At 54.2% G+C, this 19,738-nt stretch carries 16 protein-coding genes and 1 riboswitch; of the genes, 4 read left to right on the top strand and 12 right to left on the bottom strand.

Annotated features, from left to right (window positions below):
- The first annotated feature begins 194 nt into the window (after positions 1-194).
- The gene (locus tag JYE50_RS02620; protein ID WP_084094941.1) at positions 195-1,811 is read left to right on the top strand and encodes an NAD(P)/FAD-dependent oxidoreductase; all 1,617 of its coding nucleotides are present in this window, start codon (positions 195-197) and stop codon (positions 1,809-1,811) included.
- Positions 1,812-1,941: 130 nt separating this feature from the next.
- On the opposite strand, the gene JYE50_RS02615 is transcribed toward JYE50_RS02620, so the two are convergent.
- From JYE50_RS02615 to JYE50_RS02605, 3 genes are read right to left on the bottom strand one after another with little or no spacing between them, the layout of a single operon-like run.
- Complete coding sequence (locus JYE50_RS02615) at positions 1,942-2,649, bottom strand: NusG domain II-containing protein (protein WP_084094195.1); 708 nt, start codon at positions 2,647-2,649, stop codon at positions 1,942-1,944.
- Positions 2,650-2,662: 13 nt separating this feature from the next.
- A complete protein-coding gene (locus JYE50_RS02610) occupies positions 2,663-3,655 on the bottom strand; it encodes an FAD:protein FMN transferase (protein WP_179138163.1) in 993 nt (330 codons plus the stop codon).
- A 42-nt stretch (positions 3,656-3,697) separates the two neighbouring features.
- Positions 3,698-4,381, bottom strand: a complete 684-nt coding sequence (locus JYE50_RS02605) for a Gx transporter family protein (protein ID WP_179138162.1) — start codon at positions 4,379-4,381, stop codon at positions 3,698-3,700.
- A gap of 247 nt (positions 4,382-4,628) precedes the next feature.
- Between JYE50_RS02605 and JYE50_RS02600 the strand changes: the two genes are divergently transcribed.
- Entirely contained in the window at positions 4,629-7,097 is a 2,469-nt protein-coding gene (locus tag JYE50_RS02600; protein WP_084094189.1) for an FAD-dependent oxidoreductase, read from the top strand.
- Positions 7,098-7,440: 343 nt separating this feature from the next.
- Here the strand turns inward: JYE50_RS02600 and fusA are convergent, their stop codons facing one another.
- The gene (gene fusA / locus JYE50_RS02595) at positions 7,441-9,528 is read right to left on the bottom strand and encodes an elongation factor G (protein WP_084094188.1); all 2,088 of its coding nucleotides are present in this window, start codon (positions 9,526-9,528) and stop codon (positions 7,441-7,443) included.
- 375 nt (positions 9,529-9,903) lie between these two features.
- The gene (gene murI / locus JYE50_RS02590; RefSeq protein ID WP_084094940.1) at positions 9,904-10,656 is read right to left on the bottom strand and encodes a glutamate racemase; all 753 of its coding nucleotides are present in this window, start codon (positions 10,654-10,656) and stop codon (positions 9,904-9,906) included.
- Between the two features lie 201 nt (positions 10,657-10,857).
- Here murI and JYE50_RS02585 point away from each other — a divergent pair, with 201 nt between their 5' ends.
- Complete coding sequence (locus JYE50_RS02585; protein WP_084094187.1) at positions 10,858-11,073, top strand: DUF951 domain-containing protein; 216 nt, start codon at positions 10,858-10,860, stop codon at positions 11,071-11,073.
- An 82-nt stretch (positions 11,074-11,155) separates the two neighbouring features.
- Positions 11,156-12,757, top strand: coding sequence for a hypothetical protein (locus JYE50_RS02580; protein WP_143763468.1), 1,602 nt, complete (start codon positions 11,156-11,158; stop codon positions 12,755-12,757).
- A gap of 151 nt (positions 12,758-12,908) precedes the next feature.
- Here JYE50_RS02580 and nth read toward each other — a convergent pair whose 3' ends face one another.
- The 7 genes from nth to JYE50_RS02545 all read right to left on the bottom strand — a co-directional run bounded on the left by nth (position 12,909) and on the right by JYE50_RS02545 (position 19,684).
- Positions 12,909-13,550 carry an endonuclease III gene (gene nth, locus JYE50_RS02575; protein WP_084094185.1) on the bottom strand — a complete coding sequence of 214 codons (642 nt, stop codon included), beginning with the start codon at positions 13,548-13,550 and terminating at the stop codon, positions 12,909-12,911.
- Position 13,551: 1 nt separating this feature from the next.
- A complete protein-coding gene (locus JYE50_RS02570; RefSeq protein ID WP_179138161.1) occupies positions 13,552-14,097 on the bottom strand; it encodes a folate family ECF transporter S component in 546 nt (181 codons plus the stop codon).
- Positions 14,098-14,163: 66 nt separating this feature from the next.
- A riboswitch (THF riboswitch) is annotated at positions 14,164-14,262 on the bottom strand.
- Between the two features lie 190 nt (positions 14,263-14,452).
- Entirely contained in the window at positions 14,453-15,553 is a 1,101-nt protein-coding gene (gene asd, locus JYE50_RS02565; protein WP_084094183.1) for an aspartate-semialdehyde dehydrogenase, read from the bottom strand.
- Between the two features lie 143 nt (positions 15,554-15,696).
- The gene (locus tag JYE50_RS02560; RefSeq protein ID WP_084094182.1) at positions 15,697-16,623 is read right to left on the bottom strand and encodes an ABC transporter ATP-binding protein; all 927 of its coding nucleotides are present in this window, start codon (positions 16,621-16,623) and stop codon (positions 15,697-15,699) included.
- A complete protein-coding gene (locus JYE50_RS02555; RefSeq protein ID WP_084094181.1) occupies positions 16,620-17,705 on the bottom strand; it encodes an ABC transporter ATP-binding protein in 1,086 nt (361 codons plus the stop codon). The genes JYE50_RS02560 and JYE50_RS02555 overlap by 4 nt, the downstream gene beginning before the upstream one ends.
- A 15-nt stretch (positions 17,706-17,720) precedes the next feature.
- A complete protein-coding gene (locus JYE50_RS02550; protein WP_084094180.1) occupies positions 17,721-18,731 on the bottom strand; it encodes an ABC transporter permease in 1,011 nt (336 codons plus the stop codon).
- Positions 18,732-18,736: 5 nt separating this feature from the next.
- Positions 18,737-19,684 carry an ABC transporter permease gene (locus JYE50_RS02545; RefSeq protein ID WP_084094179.1) on the bottom strand — a complete coding sequence of 316 codons (948 nt, stop codon included), beginning with the start codon at positions 19,682-19,684 and terminating at the stop codon, positions 18,737-18,739.
- Between the last annotated feature and the right edge of the window lie 54 nt (positions 19,685-19,738).

Genomic DNA, 19,738 nt, shown 5'->3' with positions numbered 1-19,738 from the left:
CAGCCATTCCTCCGCCATTCTGCATTCTGAATTCTGCATTCTGCATTATCTCGACGTGCTATGCTCCGACTCCCATAACGACGATCGCACGCCACTCTTCACTCTTCACGGTTCCTCAAATGAAAGAATGGCGCAGCCATTCCTCCGCCATTCTGCATTCTGAATTCTGCATTCTGCATTATCTCGAGGGTTTTATGCTCCGACTCACCAATCTTTCTGTCCCGCTGGATTATGATGATGCTATCCTTCGGGCCCTCCTGCTGAAAAAGCTGAAGCTGTCATCTGATCAGCTTCTCTCTTTTCATGTGTCCCGCCGCAGCGTTGACGCCCGGAACAAACAGGATGTCCATTTCGTCCTGTCCATCGATCTTACCCTCAAAAACGAACAGTCCGCCCTTCGGCATAACAAAACCCTGACACCTGTTCAGAATACAGCCAAAAACAATTCTTCATTGTTCATTGTTAATTCTTCATTGCACCCGCAACATGCGACGAAGCCGCTTGTTGTGGGTGCCGGCCCTGCCGGTCTTTTCGCTGCCCTGACCCTTGCCCGTGCCGGCATGGCACCTACGCTGATTGAGCGCGGAAAATCCGTGGACGCCCGCAGCAACGATGTTGCCGCCATGCAGCAGGATGGCGTCCTGAATCCTGATTCGAACGTCCAGTTCGGCGAAGGCGGAGCCGGAGCCTTTTCTGACGGAAAACTGACCTGCGGGGTAAAGAGCCCCCATATCAGGAACATCCTGGATACCTTCGTTGCCCACGGAGCGCCGGAATCCATTCTCATTGACCAGAAGCCCCACATTGGCACAGACCGCCTGAAGGGTGTTGTTTCTTCCATCCGGGAGGAGATCATTCGTCTCGGAGGCACCGTTCTTTTTGAGACCCGCCTGGAGGAGCTGATTCTCCGGGGCGGTCATGTGGAGGGAGCGGTCCTTTCCCATAGCGGGGAACGCCGGGAATTCCTGACCGATACCATTCTCCTGTGCATAGGACACTCTGCCCGCGATACTGTCCAGAAGCTTTTCACCCAGGGCCTGCGCATGCAGCAGAAGCCATTCGCCATGGGTGTACGCATTGAGCATCCCCGCACCTTTATCGACAAATCCCAATATGGCTCCTTTGCGGGGCATCCGGCCCTCGGTGCCGCATCCTACAAACTGATCTGCCATACCCCGGACGGCCGGGGCGTCTATACCTTCTGCATGTGTCCGGGCGGCGAGGTCATTGCGGCCGCTTCCCAGCCCGGAGGCGTCGTGACCAACGGTATGAGTTATCATGCCCGTGACGGTCAGAACAGCAACGCGGCCCTGCTGGTAGGTGTTCGGCCGGAAGATTTCGGGGATGATCATCCCCTGGCCGGTTTCGTCCTGCAGCGCAGTATCGAAAAAGCTGCTTTCAGGGCCGGCGGCGGTAACTTTATCGCGCCTGCCCAGCGGGTCGGTGATTTCCTGGAAAGCCGGGAATCTGCCTGCTTCGGGGACATTCTTCCCTCCTACCTTCCCGGTGTTGTTCCCGCGGACCTCCGTGCTGTCCTGCCTGCCTGGATGATCGAAGACCTGAAGAAAGGCATTCGTGCCATGAACGCGCAGCTGTCCGGTTTCTCCTGTCCGGATGCGGTCCTGACCGGTCCCGAAACCCGTTCTTCTTCCCCCGTCCGCATCAACCGGAATCCCCTGGGAGAAGCAGAAGATATCCGCGGGCTCTGGCCGGTCGGTGAAGGCGCGGGCTATGCCGGCGGCATTGTTTCCGCCGCCGCTGACGGCATCTCCGCCGCCCTGAAAGTCATCGAAAAACTCCAGTTACTGTAAATCATTTGCCGCTTTACGGCATCAAATCAAAAAACAGCGCCTGCCCAGGCGCTGTTTTCTCCACCATTATTCATTTTTCATTATTCATTTTACATTTTTAAGTAATTATCCGCCCGCAGGCGGATAATTCTTACTTAAGCATCTGCTCCGCTTCTTCCCTTGTGATCAGCTCCGCGGAAAGCTGATGCGGCAGGCAGATGATCATATTCCAGAGGATCCGCTCCTCCCGGTTTTCGAGAGTGACTTCTCCCTGTTTCACACAGTCCTGTCCCTCGCAGTTCGCGTGTTCCATCCAGAATCCGTTTGTAGTGATATGAAGCACATTCACATATTCAGATCCGTCCGGCATAGCCACCCGGATGGTCTTTTTGTATTCCCCTTCCTGCGGAAGCGGCAGCAGGCCTATAGGATTCGGCATTCTCACCAGCACATAGCCGATGGAAGGATCATCCTCTGTGATCTGCACCAGGAAAGGCTGCTCCTTTGCCTCATCCTCAGCGGATGCTTTTGTTTCTTCTTCAGCGGTTTTTTCCATATCTTCTGCTGCAGGGGCTTCTGTTTCTTCCGCTGAGGTTTTTTCAGTCTCTTCTTCTGCTTGTATTGCCGTTTCTTCTGCCGTGGTTTCTTCCGTCTGCTCCGCTGCGGGTGCTTCCGTCTGTTCCACCTCAATGACGTCCGGTGTCACCTGTGGTTCCGTTTTATCAGGTTCCGCCGTAACACTTAATTCTGAATTCTGAATTCTGAATTCTGAATTATTCTTCTCCAGCATCAGAACAACAAGCGCGATTACCGCAATCAGCACGATGGCCGCAACAGCAATAAAGTTTTTCCTCTTCATATCTTTTCTCCGTTTATTCAACCATATAGGCCGCCGCGCCGGATGTATACGTCACGGTCCGGTCCCTGGCAATAAATACCGCTTCAATGCCTTCCAGGCTTTCGATCAGTTCCATTCCTTTTTCCGTTCCAAGCACATATGCTGTTGTGGAAAGCGCATCGCCCTCCATGGAACTTTCCGAAAAAATGGTCACCGAGGCCAGTTCATTCTGTACCGGCCAGCCTGTTTCCGCGGAAAGCAGGTGGTGATACCGGACACCGTCCAGGGTAAAACCCCGTTCATAGATGCCGCTGGTAACCGTGGATCCGCCCCTGTTCAGGGAAACAAGCATGTGTTCCCCGGTTGGCTTGTCAATATCCTGAATACCGACCTTCCAGGGCGTCCCGTCCGGTTTTTCTTTCCCAATGGCCACAATATTGCCGCCGAAGCTCAGGATCGCGTATTGTACGCCCCGTCCTTTCAGATACTCCTTCACCTGGTCCGCGATATATCCTTTGGCGATGCCGCCCAGGTCGATCATCATGCCTTCAGGCAGGGTCACCGTGTTTCCGTCCAGCTGCATCCGGGTGTAGTCCACCAGTTCCGCGGCCCGGGCAATAGCTTCCGCGTCCGGCAGTTCATGCGGTTCCCTGGTAAAGTTCCACATGGTGGAAACCGGAGCGATCGTTACGTCAAACGCGCCGCCGGATTTCTCGCTGATCTCCTTCGCGCACTGCAGGATCCGCATTGTGTCATCAGATACTTCCACCGGAGCGCCGTTGGCATGGTTGATCCGCCATACGTCGCTTCCTTCAACGGTACGGGAAAGCATCCGCTCATACCGTCCGCACTCCTCCAGCGCGTCCTTCAGTACCTGCCGGTCTTCAACATAGGCTGTCAGGGTAATAACCGTATCCAGGTAAAACCCGACTTCGGCCTGTTTCGGCAGTTCTTTTTGCGCCGCGCATCCAGTGCACAGCATCATCACTGCCAGCAGAACTGCTCCGGCCATTATTATCCTTTTCAATGCTTCCTCCATAAATGGTCATAGCCATTCATTGTTCATTGTTCATTTTTCATTCTTCATTAACTTCATTGCCGTCAGCACCCGGTCCGTCACAATACCGGTCAGGCATCCCACCGCCGCGCCGATTCCGATCAGGGCCGGCAGGTAGCTGATCAGCAGCATGGTATTGTTCATAACCGCGCAGGCCATTACAATCTGCCCTACATTATGGGAAACCGCGCCGGCCAGGGAGGTGCCCATCACCGGAGTGACAGTTCCCTTCACGGTCAGCACCAGGATAACAATGCCCGCAATAAACGCGATCCCGATCAGGATCACAACCGCAAGCACCTGCCCCTGCGGATGCCTGTTTTTGCTTAACAGCCAGATCTCAGCGGCCGACGTAAGCAGGATAACGGCAGCGGCTCCCCTTTCAGGCTTTTTCCGGATCAGCAGCATCACGATCAGGCTCAGCACGCCGCCGGCCAGGCTGAACAGGATGGCTGACAGGGAGCCGAAGATCAGGCCGGAGAGTACAACCTTCGTCAGCATCAGCGCGACACAGCTCTTCCAGTCCATAAGGTAGACAGCGTAAAGCAGTACCGTATTGGCAAGTCCAAGTTTGATACCGGGGAGAACTCCCCCGAGAAGGGCGGAAACCGGAATTGCCCTGTCCATCAGTCCAAGGACCAGCGCCAGCGCTGTCAGCAGGCCGAACCGGGCAATTTTCTGTGTCTGAGGCCGCACGATTTTTCCTCCTCCGTTACCGTTACAACAGTTCATTATATCTATTTTACGTCTTTCGGGCAACAGTTTCCCAAATGGATACAGTATGTAGTTATTGCCCTTCTTTGGTAGTTTTTGCTAATTTGCCATTATTATTGTATACAAATTGACGCAAACGATTGCAGCATAGTACACTCCATGTACAGTCTGATGTATTGTCAGGCCCGAACAATCTTTATATCTCTATAAGGAAAGGAAGAGGAAACCCATGAAGAAACTTGTTGCTCTTCTCCTGTCCTTCTGCCTGCTTTTCAGCATGCTGGCCGTGGCTTCCGCTGATGCGGAAACCAGGACCGGTGCTGCTCAGGGCTTCGGCAGCGAGGTGAAAGTGACCGTGACCGTCGAAGACGGCAAGATCACTGCCCTCGACGTGGACGACTCTGGAGAAACCTACACTTTAGGCGGTTTTGACCGTGCTGAAACAGTTGAAAAGCTGATCGAAGCGATCGTTGCCGCCGGCACTGTTGACGGTGTTGACACCGTAGCAGGTGCTACCGCCACCCAGAAGGCCGTTCTGGAAGCTGTTGGCAAGGCTCTGGCCGAAGGCACAGAGGCTCCCGCTGATTTGGCTTTCACTGCCGGCACCTATGAAGCGACTGCTTACGGCTACAATGGCAACGTTACTGCCAATGTGACCTTCTCCGAAAGCAAGCTCGAGAGCATCGAGATCACCGCTTCTGTGGAAACCGCTCATGTGGGCGATGTCGCTTATGACATCATGATCCCCGAAATGCTCGCCGCCAACGGTTCCGGCGTGGATGGCGTCTCCGGCGCCACCTTCACCAGCCGTGCCCTGCGCGCGATCGTGAACGATGCTGCCGAACAGGCTGCCTGCACCAATCTGGACGCCTTCAAGTCCAACAAGATTGAGCACACTGCCGGCGAAGCCATCGATGTGACCGCTGACGTGGTCGTCGTCGGTGCCGGCGGTGCCGGTATTGCCGCGGCTGCCCAGGCCACCCAGAACGGCAACACCGTCCTGGTTATCGAGAAGAACGCTGAAGTCGGCGGTAACACGCTGGTCTCCGGCGGTCAGTTCCAGTCTGTGATGCCCTACGTTGTCTGGGATCCGGCCGATCCGGACGCTGAAACCGGCGTTTATGCCCACAACGGACAGACCTACAACAAGTATAAGTCTGTGAACGGCTGCATCAACGAGCTCAAGAACATCCTGAACTGGAGCGAAGAACCCTTCGATGAAGAGTTCTACAAGACCCATGAGTTCGTGGCCGGCGACGCTGTCGAACTGGCCAAGCACGGCGTGCATGCGGAATACCTGCCCGTCCTGCAGGAGCTGAAGAAAGAGATCCAGGCTTATCTGGACTGGGCGCAGCCCAAGCTGGATGCCGGTATCGACGAATCCCAGCTCGCTCTGTTCTCCACCCTGAACCTTCACATCTTCCAGACCTACTACGGCGGTCTGCGCCAGAGTGCTGACAAGTCCCAGTGGATCTACGGCAACATCGACCTGGTCAAGCAGTTCATCAACGACGGCCAGGGCCTGAAGGAGTGGCTGGAAGACCAGGGCGCACACTTCCTGGAAGATCAGCAGAACACCCTGATCGGTGCCCTCTGGTATCGCGAAAATGAGTATGAACCGAAGGACGGCAACTGGGGCACCTACTTCGTAGGACCCGTGAAGACCATCGGTGAAGACAACATCATGCTGCGCACCACCGCCACCGATCTGATCATCGAAGACGGCAAGGTCACCGGCGTGAAGGCTGTGAAGTTTGACGGCACCGAAGTGACCGCTCATGCCACCAAGGGCGTTGTGCTGGCCACCGGCGGCTATGCTGCCAACATCAACCTGGTACTTGAGAACAACGTGTACTGGGATACCGCTTACCTGACCACCTCCACCAAGACCACCAACCGTTCCTCTCAGATCGGTGATGGCATCGTTATGGCCGAGAAGGTCGGTGCCGCCACAACCGGTATGGGCTTTACCCAGCTGATGCCCATCTCCTGGGTAGACAACGGAAACCTGGCCTTCGGCGGCGGTAACTACGCCTGCTGGATCAACCCCACCACCGGCAAACGCTTCGTGGATGAAGGTTCCGAGCGTGACGTGCTGTCCCTGGCTGAGTTCCGCAACGGTATCGTGAAGAACAATACCCCCGGCGTCTTCGTTGAGTTCTACAATGCTGAACAGAAGATTCCCGGACCGCCCACCGCGCAGCTGCAGCCGACCGACTTTGCCGGCCGCTACTACCACATCAAGGGCACAGTTGAAGAACTGACCAAGCTCTTCTCTGATCCCGAGTTCGAAGGTGTCACCGCTGATCCCGCCGCTGTTCTGGAGACCATCAAGGCTTATGACCAGGCTGTTATGGGACAGGGTGAATTCCCGGATGTTGGCAAGGGCATTGCCTCCCGCACCATTGGTAACTGTGCCAAGGATGAGAACGGTAAGTACGATCCTTCCACCTATGACCTGGAAGGTGCTGACCTGATCGTTCGTCTGATGGCTCCCTCCACGCACCACACCATGGGCGGTATCGTTGTTGATACCCAGCGTCATGTTCTGGATGCTGAAGGCAACATCATCCCCGGCCTCTACGCCGCTGGCGAAGTCACCGGAGGTATCCACGGCGGTAACCGTCTGGGCGGCAACGCGATCGTTGAGATCTTCGTTTCCGGCCGTACCGCTGCGAACACCATCGCTGCTGAATAATCCTTTCCTTGGTTTTCCCTTCCCTGCCTCTTCGGAGGCAGGGATTTTTGTTACCTGAAACTGATGAGTGAACGGACAGGGACGGCTCTCCACGTTACGGTTTATACGGAACGAGAGGACCGTCCCTTCCGTTCGCGTAGGCAAATATCCCGTGCGAAGCACAGTAAATCACACATTCGGCGGCAGCCGAATATTTCACATTTGCCGAAGGCAAATATTTCACATCGGCCGATTTGTCGGCCGATATTTCACATTGAGCAGCTTTGCTGCTCAATATTTCATTGGAATAATCCGAATAACAAAAACAGCCCCGGCATACGCCGGGGACTGTGTGTTATACGGATTATTCTTCCTCGTCCTCTTCGATCTTCGCGTTGGCAATGATCTTCTGAGCTTCGACCTGGGGAACTTCCTCGTAGCGCTCAAACTTCATGGAGAAGGAGCCTCTCGCCTGCGTCATGCTGCGCAGGTCGGTGGCGTACTTGAACATTTCAGCCAGGGGCGCTTCCGCTTCCAGCTGCTGCATGCCGTTCACCTGGTTCATACCCATGATGCGGCCGCGGCGCTTGTTCATGTCGCCCATGATATCGCCCATGTACTCGTTGGGAACCAGCACTTCAACGTGCATGATCGGCTCCAGCAGGACGGGGCTCGCTTCCATACAGCCCTTCTTGTAGGCGATACGGGCAGCGGTCTTGAAGGCCATTTCGGAAGAGTCGACCGGATGGTAGGATCCGTCGTACAGCTTCGCATGGAGGTGAACCATCGGATAGCCGGCCAGGACGCCCTTCACGATGTTCTCGCGCAGGCCCTTTTCAACGCTGGGGATGAAGTTTCTCGGCACCACGCCGCCGACAACCGCGTCTTCAAACTCGAAGTCCGCGTCGCTGTCCAGGATGGGGCTGAACTCGATCCATACGTCGCCGAACTGGCCGTGACCGCCGGTCTGCTTCTTATGGCGGCCCTGGACCTTAACGGTCTTGCGGATAGTTTCACGGTACGGGATCTTGGGATCCTGCAGCACCGCGTTGGCGCCGAACTTGGAAGCCAGCTTGTTTTTGATCACGTCCAGATGCATTTCACCCTGGCCGCTCAGTTCGGTTTCGGTAGTCTCGACGTTCTTTTCAATCCTGATGGAAGGATCTTCTTCCGCCAGACGGTTCAGGCCGCTGAAGACCTTGTCTTCTTCGCCCTGCTTCGCGGCAAACACAGCCTTGGAGATGCAGGGAGCCGGGAACTCGATCGGGGGATAGATGATCGGATTGTTCGGGTCGCACAGGGTATCACCGGTAGAGGTGATCTGCAGCTTCGCCAGGGCGCCCAGGTCACCGGCATGAAGCTTGTCAACGTTCGTCTGCTTGTTGCCCTTCAGGGTGAACATACCGCCGGCTTTTTCAGTCTTTTCCTTGTTGGCGTTATACAGCTGGGTAGAGGAAGTGAGCATACCGGAGAAGATCCGGAACAGGCTCAGCTTACCGACGAACGGGTCGGCAATGGTCTTGAACACCAGGGCGGAGAAGGGTTCCTCGTCCTTACAGACACGCTTGATCTCTTCACCGGTCTTCGGGTTCTTTCCGGTCTGGAACAGGCCTTCATGTGCGGGAGAAGGCAGGTATTTGGCCATCAGGTCCAGCGTACGGGCAATACCCACGCCGGTCACGGCGGAGCAGGCCACAACGGGAACGATGCTGCCGTCCTTCATGCCCTTGCGGAAACCGGCCATGATTTCGTCATAGGTCAGTTCTTCGCCTTCCAGGTACTTCATCATCAGATCGTCATCCGCGGCCGCGGCCTGTTCGGTCAGATATTCAAAAGCTTCGTTGACTTCCGCTTCCAGTTCGGCGGGCATCGGAACTTCCAGGCTCTTCTTGTAGGCGCCTTCATAGGCTTTCTTTTCCAGGACGTTCACAACACCGCGGAAGCTGGCACCCTGTCCGAGGGGCAGCAGGATCGGCACCACGCTGGAGCCGTACTTTTCACGAAGCTGAGCAGTCACTTTTTCAAAATTGGCATGTTCACGATCCATCTGGTTCACGATGAACATACGGCCCAGGTTATGGGCACCCGCGTAATCCCAGGCTTTCTCAGCGCCGACGCTGAGTCCGTTCACGCCGCCGACCACGATAACCGCGGTCTCGATCACGCGCAGGGGTCCCATCAGTTCGCCGATGAAATCAAAATATCCGGGAACGTCGATCACATTGATAACTTTGCCATTCCAGGGAATGGGTGCATAGGAAGCGCTGATGGAAAAACCGCGCTTTTTCTCTTCCGGGTCAAAGTCAGATACTGTGGTACCGTCCTCCACTTTACCCTGACGGTCAATCATGCCGGCAGCGAAGAGCATCGCCTCGGTCAGCGTGGTCTTGCCCTCGCTGCCATGCCCCATGAAGGCAACGTTACGAATGTTACTGGTTGCGAATTCAGCCATAGTTGTCATTCCTCCTTGATTTAATTAAACGATGATCATCCTGCACTCCGAATTCGCGAAGAGCGGGAATCAAATGCTAAACGGGATTATACCATAATAAGGCTCAAAAGAAAAGGAAAAATATATTTTCCGGTCAATTCTGAGCCAGAAAACCAATGAAATGCATCAATCTGTGATGGCTTTCCAGCTGAGCAGCCTGACCGTCAGCCCGGGTAATCATCACATCCGGCGGCAGCCGGATATTTCACATTGAACAGCATTGCTGTTCAATATTTCACGTTGACGAAGTCAACATTTCACATTTGACGAAGTCGAATATTTCACTTACCACTTCCTTGTCACCGGGACATAATCTCAAATGAAAAAACTTCTGATTCATTGAATCAGAAGTTTTTTCATCAGCTCTATATCTTTTTCCGTTCCGCTGGTTTCAAGTTCCACGCTTCCCGGACCTTCCTCATTCAGCAGGTTTTCCGCGGCCAGTACCCGGCGCAGCTGCCTGGCTGTTCCCGTGTTCCCGTCCGTAATGGCAATGCGTTCCGGCAGCAGACCGCGGATCATATCCTTCAGGAACACATAGTGGGTGCATCCCAGCACCACCGCGTCCACTGTTTCCGCAGGATATCGGGAAAACAGCTTCTCCAGGTACCGCTTTGCTCCCTCTGTGTCATCCGCCTCCACCAGTTCCATCAGGCCGGGGCACGGAACCTTTACAGCACCTTCCCCATACTGCTTCATCAGGTTCTCAAACTTTTCCTGATGCAGTGTCAGGGGTGTCGCCAGCACCAGCACGCTTCCGTTTTTCCGGGCTTTTGAGGCCGGTTTCAGGGCCGGTTCCATTCCCACAACAGGAATACTAAGTTCGTCCCGCAGAACGGCAGCAGCCGCTCCTGTGGCTGTATTGCAGGCGATCACCAGCGCCTTGATATTCTGTTCCATCAGCCGGTCCACAACAGACCGTACGCAGGTGATAACCTCTTCTGTATTCTTGGTTCCGTAAGGAGCATTCGCCATGTCCCCGAAATAGATAAAACGCTCATCCGGCAGTTCACGGATCATTTCCCGCAGGGTGCTGATGCCTCCTACCCCGCTGTCAAAAACCCCGATCGGATCGCGTTTCTGGTTCATGCTCATTCCTCTTCTGTCTCCGTTTTCTTCGCGATATTTTAACAAATTCTCTGTCTTCTGTAAACCTCAGTTGAATTTTAGCCTTCCATGCTATATCATGACATAGGAGTCTGTCCGTTGATCAATTGGCACAGTAAACAATATATAATTCTGAATTCTGAATTCTTAATTCTTAATTCCGTTTTTATTGGAGCGATAACCATGGTTGAAGAGATCCTGGTCGGTGATGTGATCACCACCCGTAAAACCCATCCCTGCGGTTCAGCGGAATGGACCGTCATCCGTACCGGCGCCGATATCAAGATCCGCTGCAAGGGCTGCGGAAGGATTGTCATGCTCGACAGGGAAAGCTTCCTTCGCCGCCGCAAAGCGGTTATCTCCCGCGGAGAGTCTCCTGCGCAGGAATCTTGTCAATAAACTTCTTCCTATGATATAATTATTGTTGATATTTTATCAGTTTTGTTGCTGATCCATCATTCTAGAGAAAGACGGTGAGCCCGTGCGGAAATCGTTGTTACTCATTCTGGTCCTTTTCATGATGGTTTTCTGTGCCTGCGCCGTGGCTGATACGGAATATGCCCTGGAGCCCTGTGCCGGTAAGATCTCCATCAATGAGACCAACTATATCGTCCTGACGCCCGAAAATCTCGACGATCATCAGGACCTGCTTTCCAGCCCCGCTATCAGCAAAACCAAGGAAGAACTCCTTGCGGACTGGGAAGAGAATCACGTGCTGCTTCAGGCCTGGACCAAAAAGATGGATGCCTGCCTGGAAGTGCGTGTTTATGTGGATGAAGATTCAACCCACTATTTCGATCTGGAACAGCAGACCCGCCAGACCCGTAACGAATACCTCAAGCTCCATCAGGGTTCCGGTAAGTATGCCAAGGAAGGCTTCACCATCCTGAAGCCCGAATGGAAAAAGCAGAAGTACGGCGGCAACTTCCTGAAGTTTGAGTACAAGCGCACCGTCGGTGAAGCCACCTGGCGCGGCGTCGCCCGCAAAAGCATCCGGAACGGCTATACCGTGTTCCTGGACTATAAAGTATTTGATCGTCTTCCCCGCCGCACGGATGAAGATAACCTGAACAAGATTGCCAACACCCTGGTCTTTGAAACAAAAGATCCCGGTGAAGCCGCTATTCAGTCCGCAGCCGCCATAGATGCCGGCAACGCTGATACCATCTCCGTGGATCTGACCAGCGTCCTCCAGGTTACCGTGGAGCCGCCGCTTGTGACCAATACTGGTATCTTCACGGTTGAAGGTCGTGCCACTCCCGGTGCTTCCATCATCGGTGTCGCCCAGCGGTTGGCTAACTTCTCTACACAGAATTTCCCGATGGAAGTCCCCAAGTCCGGCAACTTCAAACTGAAGTTCACCCTGCCGGAAGAAGGCGTATGGAACATTACCCTTACACTGGAGATCAACGGTGTCCGGGTTCTTGAGACCTACAGTTCGGAAAATGTAACCCAGTACTACAAGTCTCTCCTGCCCATCTCCATGACCTCGGAAATCCCCGAGATCCTGACCTCCGATGAGCTCACCGTGTCCGGTGTCACAGATAAGGGCGTTACCGTCCAGTGCCTCGTTTCCTGCGGAAGCGCCACTGTTCTTGAAAAAACCATCCGGACCAATGGAACCGGTGTATTCAAGTTCAAAGTTCCCACAACCCTGGAGGGTGATTATGATATCGTCCTTGCCTTCCAGAAGAAAGGACTGGACAATAAGCGTCTTGAATATAAAACCACCCGCCAGCTGACAGAGCAGGATACCCGCGATCGTTCCGCCACCAAGGCGATCCATCCCGCGTATAATACGCTTGTCAAGAAACTGGATACCTACGCCGGCAAGTATATGGTTTATACCGCCCATGTCGTGAGCGTGGAACAGTCCGGCGATCAGTGGATCATCCTGGCCGCCCTGAAGAAGAACAAGGACAAGTATTCCAATTACCTGGTCTACAGTGCCGATCATGATCCCGGCCTGGAGGCCGGTTCCAAGGTGAAGATCTACGGCACCTGTGAGGGTGTAGGACATCAGTACCAGAGTGAAGAAGATGTCGTCTCTTATCCTTGCTTCATCTTCAGCTTCTATGAATAAAAAGATTGCCCGGCATCGCCGGGCTGCTTTTTCACTCTTTACTCTTCCTTTAAGTCATGAAAACTCCTGCGATTCCCATCGCAGGAGTTTTTTCCATCCTATAAAAGTGTCATCCTGAGCAAGACGAGCGTAGCGAGCGCAGTCGAAGGATCTATTTTTCATTCTTCATTGACTTTGCAGCATAGCTGCAAAGTCCTTTTACCCCGCACTCTTCGCACAGCGGCCTTTGCGCTTTGCACAGCTTCCTGCCATGCCAGATCAGCCAGTGATGGGCCTGTCCCCACTTTTCCCGGGGAATCAGCCTTGTCATCTGCCTCTCTGTTTCCTCAACCGTATCCGCCTTGCACAAGCCCATCCGGTTGCTGACCCGGAACACATGGGTGTCCACAGCAAAAGCTGGAATCCCGAAAGCGTTGAAAAGCACCACGTTTGCCGTCTTCCTGCCCACGCCGGGGAGCGCGGTCAGTTCTTCCATGGTGTCCGGCACCTGTCCGCCATGCTTTTCTTTAATAATCCTGCAGGCAGCAATGATATTCCCTGCTTTGGAGCGAAAGCCGCAGCTTTTCACCATCGGGAAAAGCTCCTCAACAGAAGCCTCTGCCATGCTGTTCGCGTCCGGCCAGCGTTCAAAGACTGCGGGGGTTACCTTGTTCACCTGCTTGTCGGTGCACTGTGCGGAAAGCATGGTGGCAACCAGCATCTCGTACGGATTGGAAAAGACCAGTTCCGCCTTCGCCTCCGGATACATTTCCTCTAGCTTCGCCAGGATAGCAAACTTCTGTTCTTTCTTCATATCAGAGTTTCCTCAGTCGAGCGGGTATTCTGTCCAGCGTCTTCCATATTCCGAACAGGATAAATCCGTTTACAACAAACTGCGCCATGTTTTTCCCGACCCTGGTCCAGAAAATGGACATGAACGCTTCGTTTTCCGGACCTACAATATAGCCGGTGCGGACAAGGAATATGGTATTCAGAACAATATTGCAGATAATTGTAACCGTCAAAGTGCAAAGCAGGCAGCGCAGAAGATGGTTCTTCTGTTTATACAGGAACAGGCCATAAATCAGGCCGTCCACGGCAGCCACGAGAGTGAATCCCCAGTAGAATGTTCCGGTAGGAAACAATGTTGCCCCGATAATATCGCATACTACGGCCATCATGACCGTCCATACCGGCCCGGTCAGAATGGCGCAGATCGCGATCGGGATAAATCCGAAGCTGATTTTCAGCCACGGAAATACGTTGATCGCCGCGACCCTGCTGAGCACGATTTCCAGTGCGCACAGGATGCCGACCACACACAGCTTGTAGGTTGGGTTCGTCTCTTTGTTTTTTTGCATACAAAAAGCCTCCTTTCGTCTCACAGAAAAAAGTTCTTGTGATTCGCAGAGGCTTTTGCTGTAAAAAGCAGCGGGATGCGCATCCTCCACCGCACGGCATTTGCCGTTTCGTTTCATGACAACTCCCCGTTCATGAACACTTTACGCGGAAAACGCTACTCTGCCTTTACGAATCGTTTTGCATATCCTGACTGTTCCGGGCTTTCCAGCCCGTCACAGGAACCCAGGCGAAAACATTATATCACATTCCGCGAATGCGGAATATTTCACATTTGGCTTCAGCCAAATATTTCACATCCGACGTCAGTCGGATATTTCACATTGAACGGCTTCGCCGTTCAATATTTCACTGGAATCATTTTTGCTTCGCAACAATGATTCCTTTCCTGCACAGCAGTTCCGCAGTCAGCATACCGCCGCCGGCAGCGCCGCGGATCGTGTTGTGGCTCAGGCACACAAACTTCCAGTCGAAGATCTTGTCTTCACGCAGACGGCCGATGCTGACGCCGAAGCCGTTCTGGAAATCCCGGTCCAGACGGGTCTGGGGACGGGACGGATCCTCAAAGTACTGAAGGAATGGCTTGGGAGCGTTCGGCAGCTCCAGCCGCTGGGCTTCTGTCTCAAAGTTCGCCCACCGCTCCAGGATCTGTTCTTTGGTAACCTTCTTGCGGAAGCTGACGGAAACAGCAGCCATATGACCGTCGCTGCAGGCAACGCGCAGGCACTGGGCGCTGATCACAGGCTCCGCTGCGTTCACGATCACCGGGCCGTTGCCCTTGTCTTCCACGGTACCCCACAGCTTCAGGGGCTCGTTTTCGCTCTTCTCGTCTTCCCCGCCAATATAGGGGATGACGTTATCCACCATCTCCGGCCAGCTCTTGAAGGTCTTGCCGGCGCCGCTGATCGCCTGATAGGTGCATACGCTGACCTGGGTGGGCTCAAAGTCCAGCAGGGGGGTCAGGGCAGGCACATAGCTCTGGATGGAGCAGTTGGGTTTAACGGCGATAAAGCCGTACTTGCTTCCCAGGCGCTTCCGCTGGGTATCGATCACAGCCAAGTGGGAGGCATTGATCTCCGGCACTACCATGGGAACGTCTTCAATCCCACGGCAGGCACTGTTGTTGCTGATGATCGGAATTTCATGCTTTGCGTAATTTTCTTCCAGGGCGCGGACTTCGTCCTTCTTCATGTCCACGGCGCAGAAGCAGAAGTCAACCAGTTCGCCGACGGCATCGATATCCGCAGCGTCCACAATGGTCATATCCGCGGCATAATCCGGGATCGGCCAGTCAAAAGCCCAGCGTTCTCCCACTGCATCCTTGTATTTCTTACCGGCGCTGCGGGCAGAAGCCGCCAGGCAGGTCACTTTGAACCAGGGATGGTCCTTCAGCAGGGTAATGAAACGCTGTCCCACCATTCCGGTGGCACCGATGATACCGACGCGATACTGAGTCATTGCAGCACCCTCCATGTAGTAAAAAACCGGGCTCCGCCCGTTGTTCCTGTGAATCTTAACACGTGCGTACGTATGTGTCAACCTTCTGGGACTTTGGGAACAAGCGAAAAACAAGGGTTCCCGACAGGGAACCCTTATCCGTTTTACTGCCTGTTCACCCACCGGTCGAATTCATCTTCTGTCGCAAGGACAGTGTGTGTTCCGGAAACCACATGTTCCGTTCCTTTGGCATAATCGATACCGGATGAGGCATAGTCGTAAGCAATGGATTTCCGCCGCTTTTCCGCTTCCGGATTCGGATGCGGGATGGCGGACAGCAGCGACTTCGTGTACGGGTGGACCGGGTTGGAGAAGATTTCTTCCTTGGTCCCCGCTTCCACAAGGTATCCGAGATGCAGCACACCGATCCGGTCTGATATATACTTGACCATGCTCAGATCATGGGCAATAAACAGATAGGCGCAGGATGTCTCATCCTGGATATCCTTCATCAGGTTGACCACCTGGGCCTGGATGGACACGTCCAGGGCGGAGATACACTCATCCGCGATGATCAGCTTCGGGTTCATGATCAGTGCCCGGGCAATGCCGACCCGCTGCCTTTGGCCGCCGGAAAACTGGTGCGGATAGCGTTCCGCGTGTTCCGGTGACAGTCCGACCTTTTTCAGCATGGCGCTGATCTGCTCCGCCCGTTCTTCCTTCGACGAAGCCATATGATGGATGTCCAGTCCCTCACCGATGATGTCCGCAACCTTTTTCCGGGGATTCAGGGACGCCATGGGATCCTGGAAGATCATCTGCATGTTTTTCCGCAGGTTTTCCCGGATCTTCCCTTCCAGCCTGCCGGTAATATCCATCCCGTTAAAGATGATCTTTCCTTCTGTCGGATTATACAGCCGGATAACGCTGCGGCCGATGGTGGTTTTTCCGGAGCCGGATTCCCCCACCAGTCCGTAGGTCTCTCCGGGATAGATCTCAAAGGATACGCCGTTTACGGCTTTCACAGTATAGTTACGGGAGATCCTGAAATGCTGTTTCAGGTTTTCCACTTTCAGGAGCGGTTCACTCATAGGATCTTCTCCACCTCCTTCTGCGCGCGTTCGATCCGGGCTTTCAGTTCCTCAGGCATTTCCACCTTCGGGGCGTCCGGATGCAGCAGCCAGGTGGCGGCGGAATGGGTGGGCGAAACCTGGAACATCGGCGGCTCCGCCTTTTCATCGATGGCCATGGCAAACTGGTTCCTGGCGGCAAAAGCGTCTCCCTTCGGCTCATGCAGCAGATTGGGCGGGCTGCCTGGAATGGAATACAGCCGTTCGTCGTCCGTGTCCAGGTCGGGCATGGCGGAAAGCAGGCCCCAGGTATAGGGATGCTTCGGCTCATAGAAGATCTCGTTGACGTTGCCAACCTCAACGATCTTTCCGGCATACATCACGTTGACGTAGTCTGCCACCTTGGCAACCACGCCGAGATCATGGGTGATATAGATCACGGACAGCTTCATTTTCTGCTGGATATCCATGATCAGTTCCAGGATTCTGGCCTGGATGGTCACGTCCAGGGCCGTGGTAGGTTCGTCGCAGATCAGGATGTCCGGATCAGCGCTCAGGGCGATGGCGATCACCACCCGCTGGCGCATACCGCCGGATAGCTGGTGGGGATAGTTCTTAAACCGTTTTTCAGCGTCCGGAATCCCCACAAGCTCCAGCAGTTCGATCGCCCGTTTCCGGGCCGCTTCCTTTTCCATATGTTTATGGAGGAACATTCCCTCCATAATCTGTTTTCCGATGGTCATCGTGGGATCCAGGCTGGTCATGGGATCCTGGAACACCATGGCGATCCGCTGCCCGTTAATGTCCCGGCGCAGCTCCTTCCTGCTCATTTTCAGCAGGTCCACCGTGGTTTCCTTCCCGTCCTTGTCCGTATAGGTATACAGGATCTCTCCGCTGTTGATCTTCGCGTTGCTGTCCAGCAGGCCCATGGTAGCTTTCATGGTCACGGATTTGCCCGAACCGGATTCACCCACGATCGCCACTGTTTCACCCTTGCAAAGGTCCAGGCTTACGCCCCGGATGGCATGCACGGTTCCCGCGTTTGTCCTGAAGGAGATATCCAGATTTCTGATATCGAGGATTTTCTTTGGTGTCTCGCTCATCTGTCTCTCCACTCCTTACATATCTTCCAGCTTCGGCGCCAGCGCTTCCCGCAATCCGTCACCTATGAAGTTGAAGCCCAGCATCATCAGGGCCAGCACAATGATCGGAGGAATGATCTGGTAAGGCAGGGTCGTGATGTTGTTGAAACCGTCCTCGATCAGTGTACCAACGGAGCACTCGGGCAGGGCGATACCTACGCCCACAAAACTCAGGAAGGCTTCGGTGAAGATAGCCGTGGGGATGGAGAACATCACCTGGGTAATGATCGGCCCGATGGTGTTCGGCAGGATCTCCCGGAAGATGATATGACCGCTTCGTGCTCCCAGGGTTCTGCTGGCCAGGACATACTCCCGTTCCTTGGTCTTCAGCATTTCAGCCCGGGCAATTTTACTCATCCCGATCCATTCCGTCAGCAGCAGCGCGATGATAACCAGCCATATGCCCTTTTGCATGAATATGGCCAGCACGGAAACAATAACCAGCCGCGGAACGCTGTTGGCGATCTCCACCACCCGTTGCATGATATTGTCTGTCAGCCCGCCGAAATAGCCGGATATGAGACCGTAGCTCATTCCGATGATCATATCGATAAAGATGGTCACAAAAGCGATCAGCAGCGATACCCGGGCGCCGTACCATGTACGGGTCCACAGGTCCCGCCCCATGTTATCGGTACCAAACAGGAAGGTATAGTGACCGAAATCGCCTTCCGGTTCTTCTCCTGTAAGAAGCTTGTGGATCGCCGGAATCTGCGGGGCAATGCCCTTGGCTACCACGCGCTTGTTGTTCTCGTTCCGGAATTTCAGGATATCACTATATCCGAATTCGTTCAGGGAGGGTCCGATCACGGCCAGCAGGATGATCAGCAGTACGATAACCAGGCCGAAAACCGCCCTGCGGTTTCGGAAGAAATGGATTGCCACCCCTTTCCAGTAACTCTGGGAAGCAAAGTTTTTGTCTGTGTACAGGTCTTCCCTGTGAAGCAGGGTAAAATCCTCTTTGACGGGAGTATAGCCTTTCTCCATCCCGATTACGCCTCCTTTCCCTTGCCGGACACACGGATCCGGGGATCCAGCACGCCGTACAGCAGGTCCACAACCAGCATGATGCCGATATACAGGGCGGAATACAGGATACCCAGGGCCAGCACATAGTTGTAGTCAATGCCTTCCCCGGCAATGGCGTCCACCATGAGCTTGCCGATGCCGTTAATGCCGTAGATTTTCTCCACGACCAGTGCGCCGGTCAGCAGGTCAACGATCAGCGGTGCCAGCACCGTCACGATCGGGATCAGGGCGTTCCGGAGCACATGCTTCATCACCAGGCTCCTGCCGTACATACCTTTGGATTCCGCAAGCCGAACATAATCGCTGTCAAACACTTCCACCATCTCGTTCCGGGTGAACCGGGCAATGGTGGACATGGTAAACAGGGAAAGGGAAACGGACGGAATGACCGAAGAAAAAAGGAATCGTTTTTCTTCAAAGAAATATGGGAAAAACGGAATTTTAAAGGAAAAAGTATACTGAAGGAAGATCAGGAACACATAGCTCGGCACGCATACTCCCAGGATTGAGAATACCGTGCAGAAGCCGTCCAGGAACCTGCCCCGGTTCAGCGCTGCCGTAATACCCAGCAAAAGCCCGATCAGTGCGCCGATCAGCACCGCCAGTCCGCCGATCCGGAAAGAGTTGGAAACAGCCGTGCTCAGCACCGTGCTGATCGGAGCACCGTAATACAGGGAGGTTCCCTTTCCGAAATCCCCTTTCAGCACATTCCCCATATAGCGGATAAACTGGGTCAGGATCGGATCATCCAGTCCCATTTCCGCCCGTTTATTCTGGATCTGCTCCGCGCTCATGCGTTCAGACGGGAACGGATTGCCCGGCATAATGCGCACCAGCACAAACAGCAAAAACGTTATGATCAGCAGGGTCAGCAGGGCCATGCCAATCCGCTTCAGCGTATACTTGATCATTTTCCGCGTTCCTCACATTTACTGTACGATAAACAGGAAAAAAGGAGCGGCCAG

Source organism: Aristaeella lactis (assembly GCF_018118585.1).
Taxonomy (GTDB): domain Bacteria; phylum Bacillota; class Clostridia; order Christensenellales; family Aristaeellaceae; genus Aristaeella; species Aristaeella lactis.
The sequence above is the reverse complement of the archived record's forward strand: the minus strand, read 5'-3'. Positions and strand labels throughout refer to the sequence as shown.

Bases quoted from the DNA above. Each gene is read 5' to 3' on its own strand.
- JYE50_RS02620 (WP_084094941.1), top strand. From the start codon at position 195: ATGCTCCGACTCACCAATCTTTCTGTCCCGCTGGATTATGATGATGCT.
- JYE50_RS02615 (WP_084094195.1), bottom strand. From the start codon at position 2,649: ATGAAGAGGAAAAACTTTATTGCTGTTGCGGCCATCGTGCTGATTGCG.
- JYE50_RS02600 (WP_084094189.1), top strand. From the start codon at position 4,629: ATGAAGAAACTTGTTGCTCTTCTCCTGTCCTTCTGCCTGCTTTTCAGC.
- fusA (WP_084094188.1), bottom strand. From the start codon at position 9,528: ATGGCTGAATTCGCAACCAGTAACATTCGTAACGTTGCCTTCATGGGG.
- murI (WP_084094940.1), bottom strand. From the start codon at position 10,656: ATGAACCAGAAACGCGATCCGATCGGGGTTTTTGACAGCGGGGTAGGA.
- JYE50_RS02585 (WP_084094187.1), top strand. From the start codon at position 10,858: ATGGTTGAAGAGATCCTGGTCGGTGATGTGATCACCACCCGTAAAACC.
- nth (WP_084094185.1), bottom strand. From the start codon at position 13,550: ATGAAGAAAGAACAGAAGTTTGCTATCCTGGCGAAGCTAGAGGAAATG.
- JYE50_RS02570 (WP_179138161.1), bottom strand. From the start codon at position 14,097: ATGCAAAAAAACAAAGAGACGAACCCAACCTACAAGCTGTGTGTGGTC.
- asd (WP_084094183.1), bottom strand. From the start codon at position 15,553: ATGACTCAGTATCGCGTCGGTATCATCGGTGCCACCGGAATGGTGGGA.
- JYE50_RS02560 (WP_084094182.1), bottom strand. From the start codon at position 16,623: ATGAGTGAACCGCTCCTGAAAGTGGAAAACCTGAAACAGCATTTCAGG.
- JYE50_RS02555 (WP_084094181.1), bottom strand. From the start codon at position 17,705: ATGAGCGAGACACCAAAGAAAATCCTCGATATCAGAAATCTGGATATC.
- JYE50_RS02550 (WP_084094180.1), bottom strand. From the start codon at position 18,731: ATGGAGAAAGGCTATACTCCCGTCAAAGAGGATTTTACCCTGCTTCAC.
- JYE50_RS02545 (WP_084094179.1), bottom strand. From the start codon at position 19,684: ATGATCAAGTATACGCTGAAGCGGATTGGCATGGCCCTGCTGACCCTG.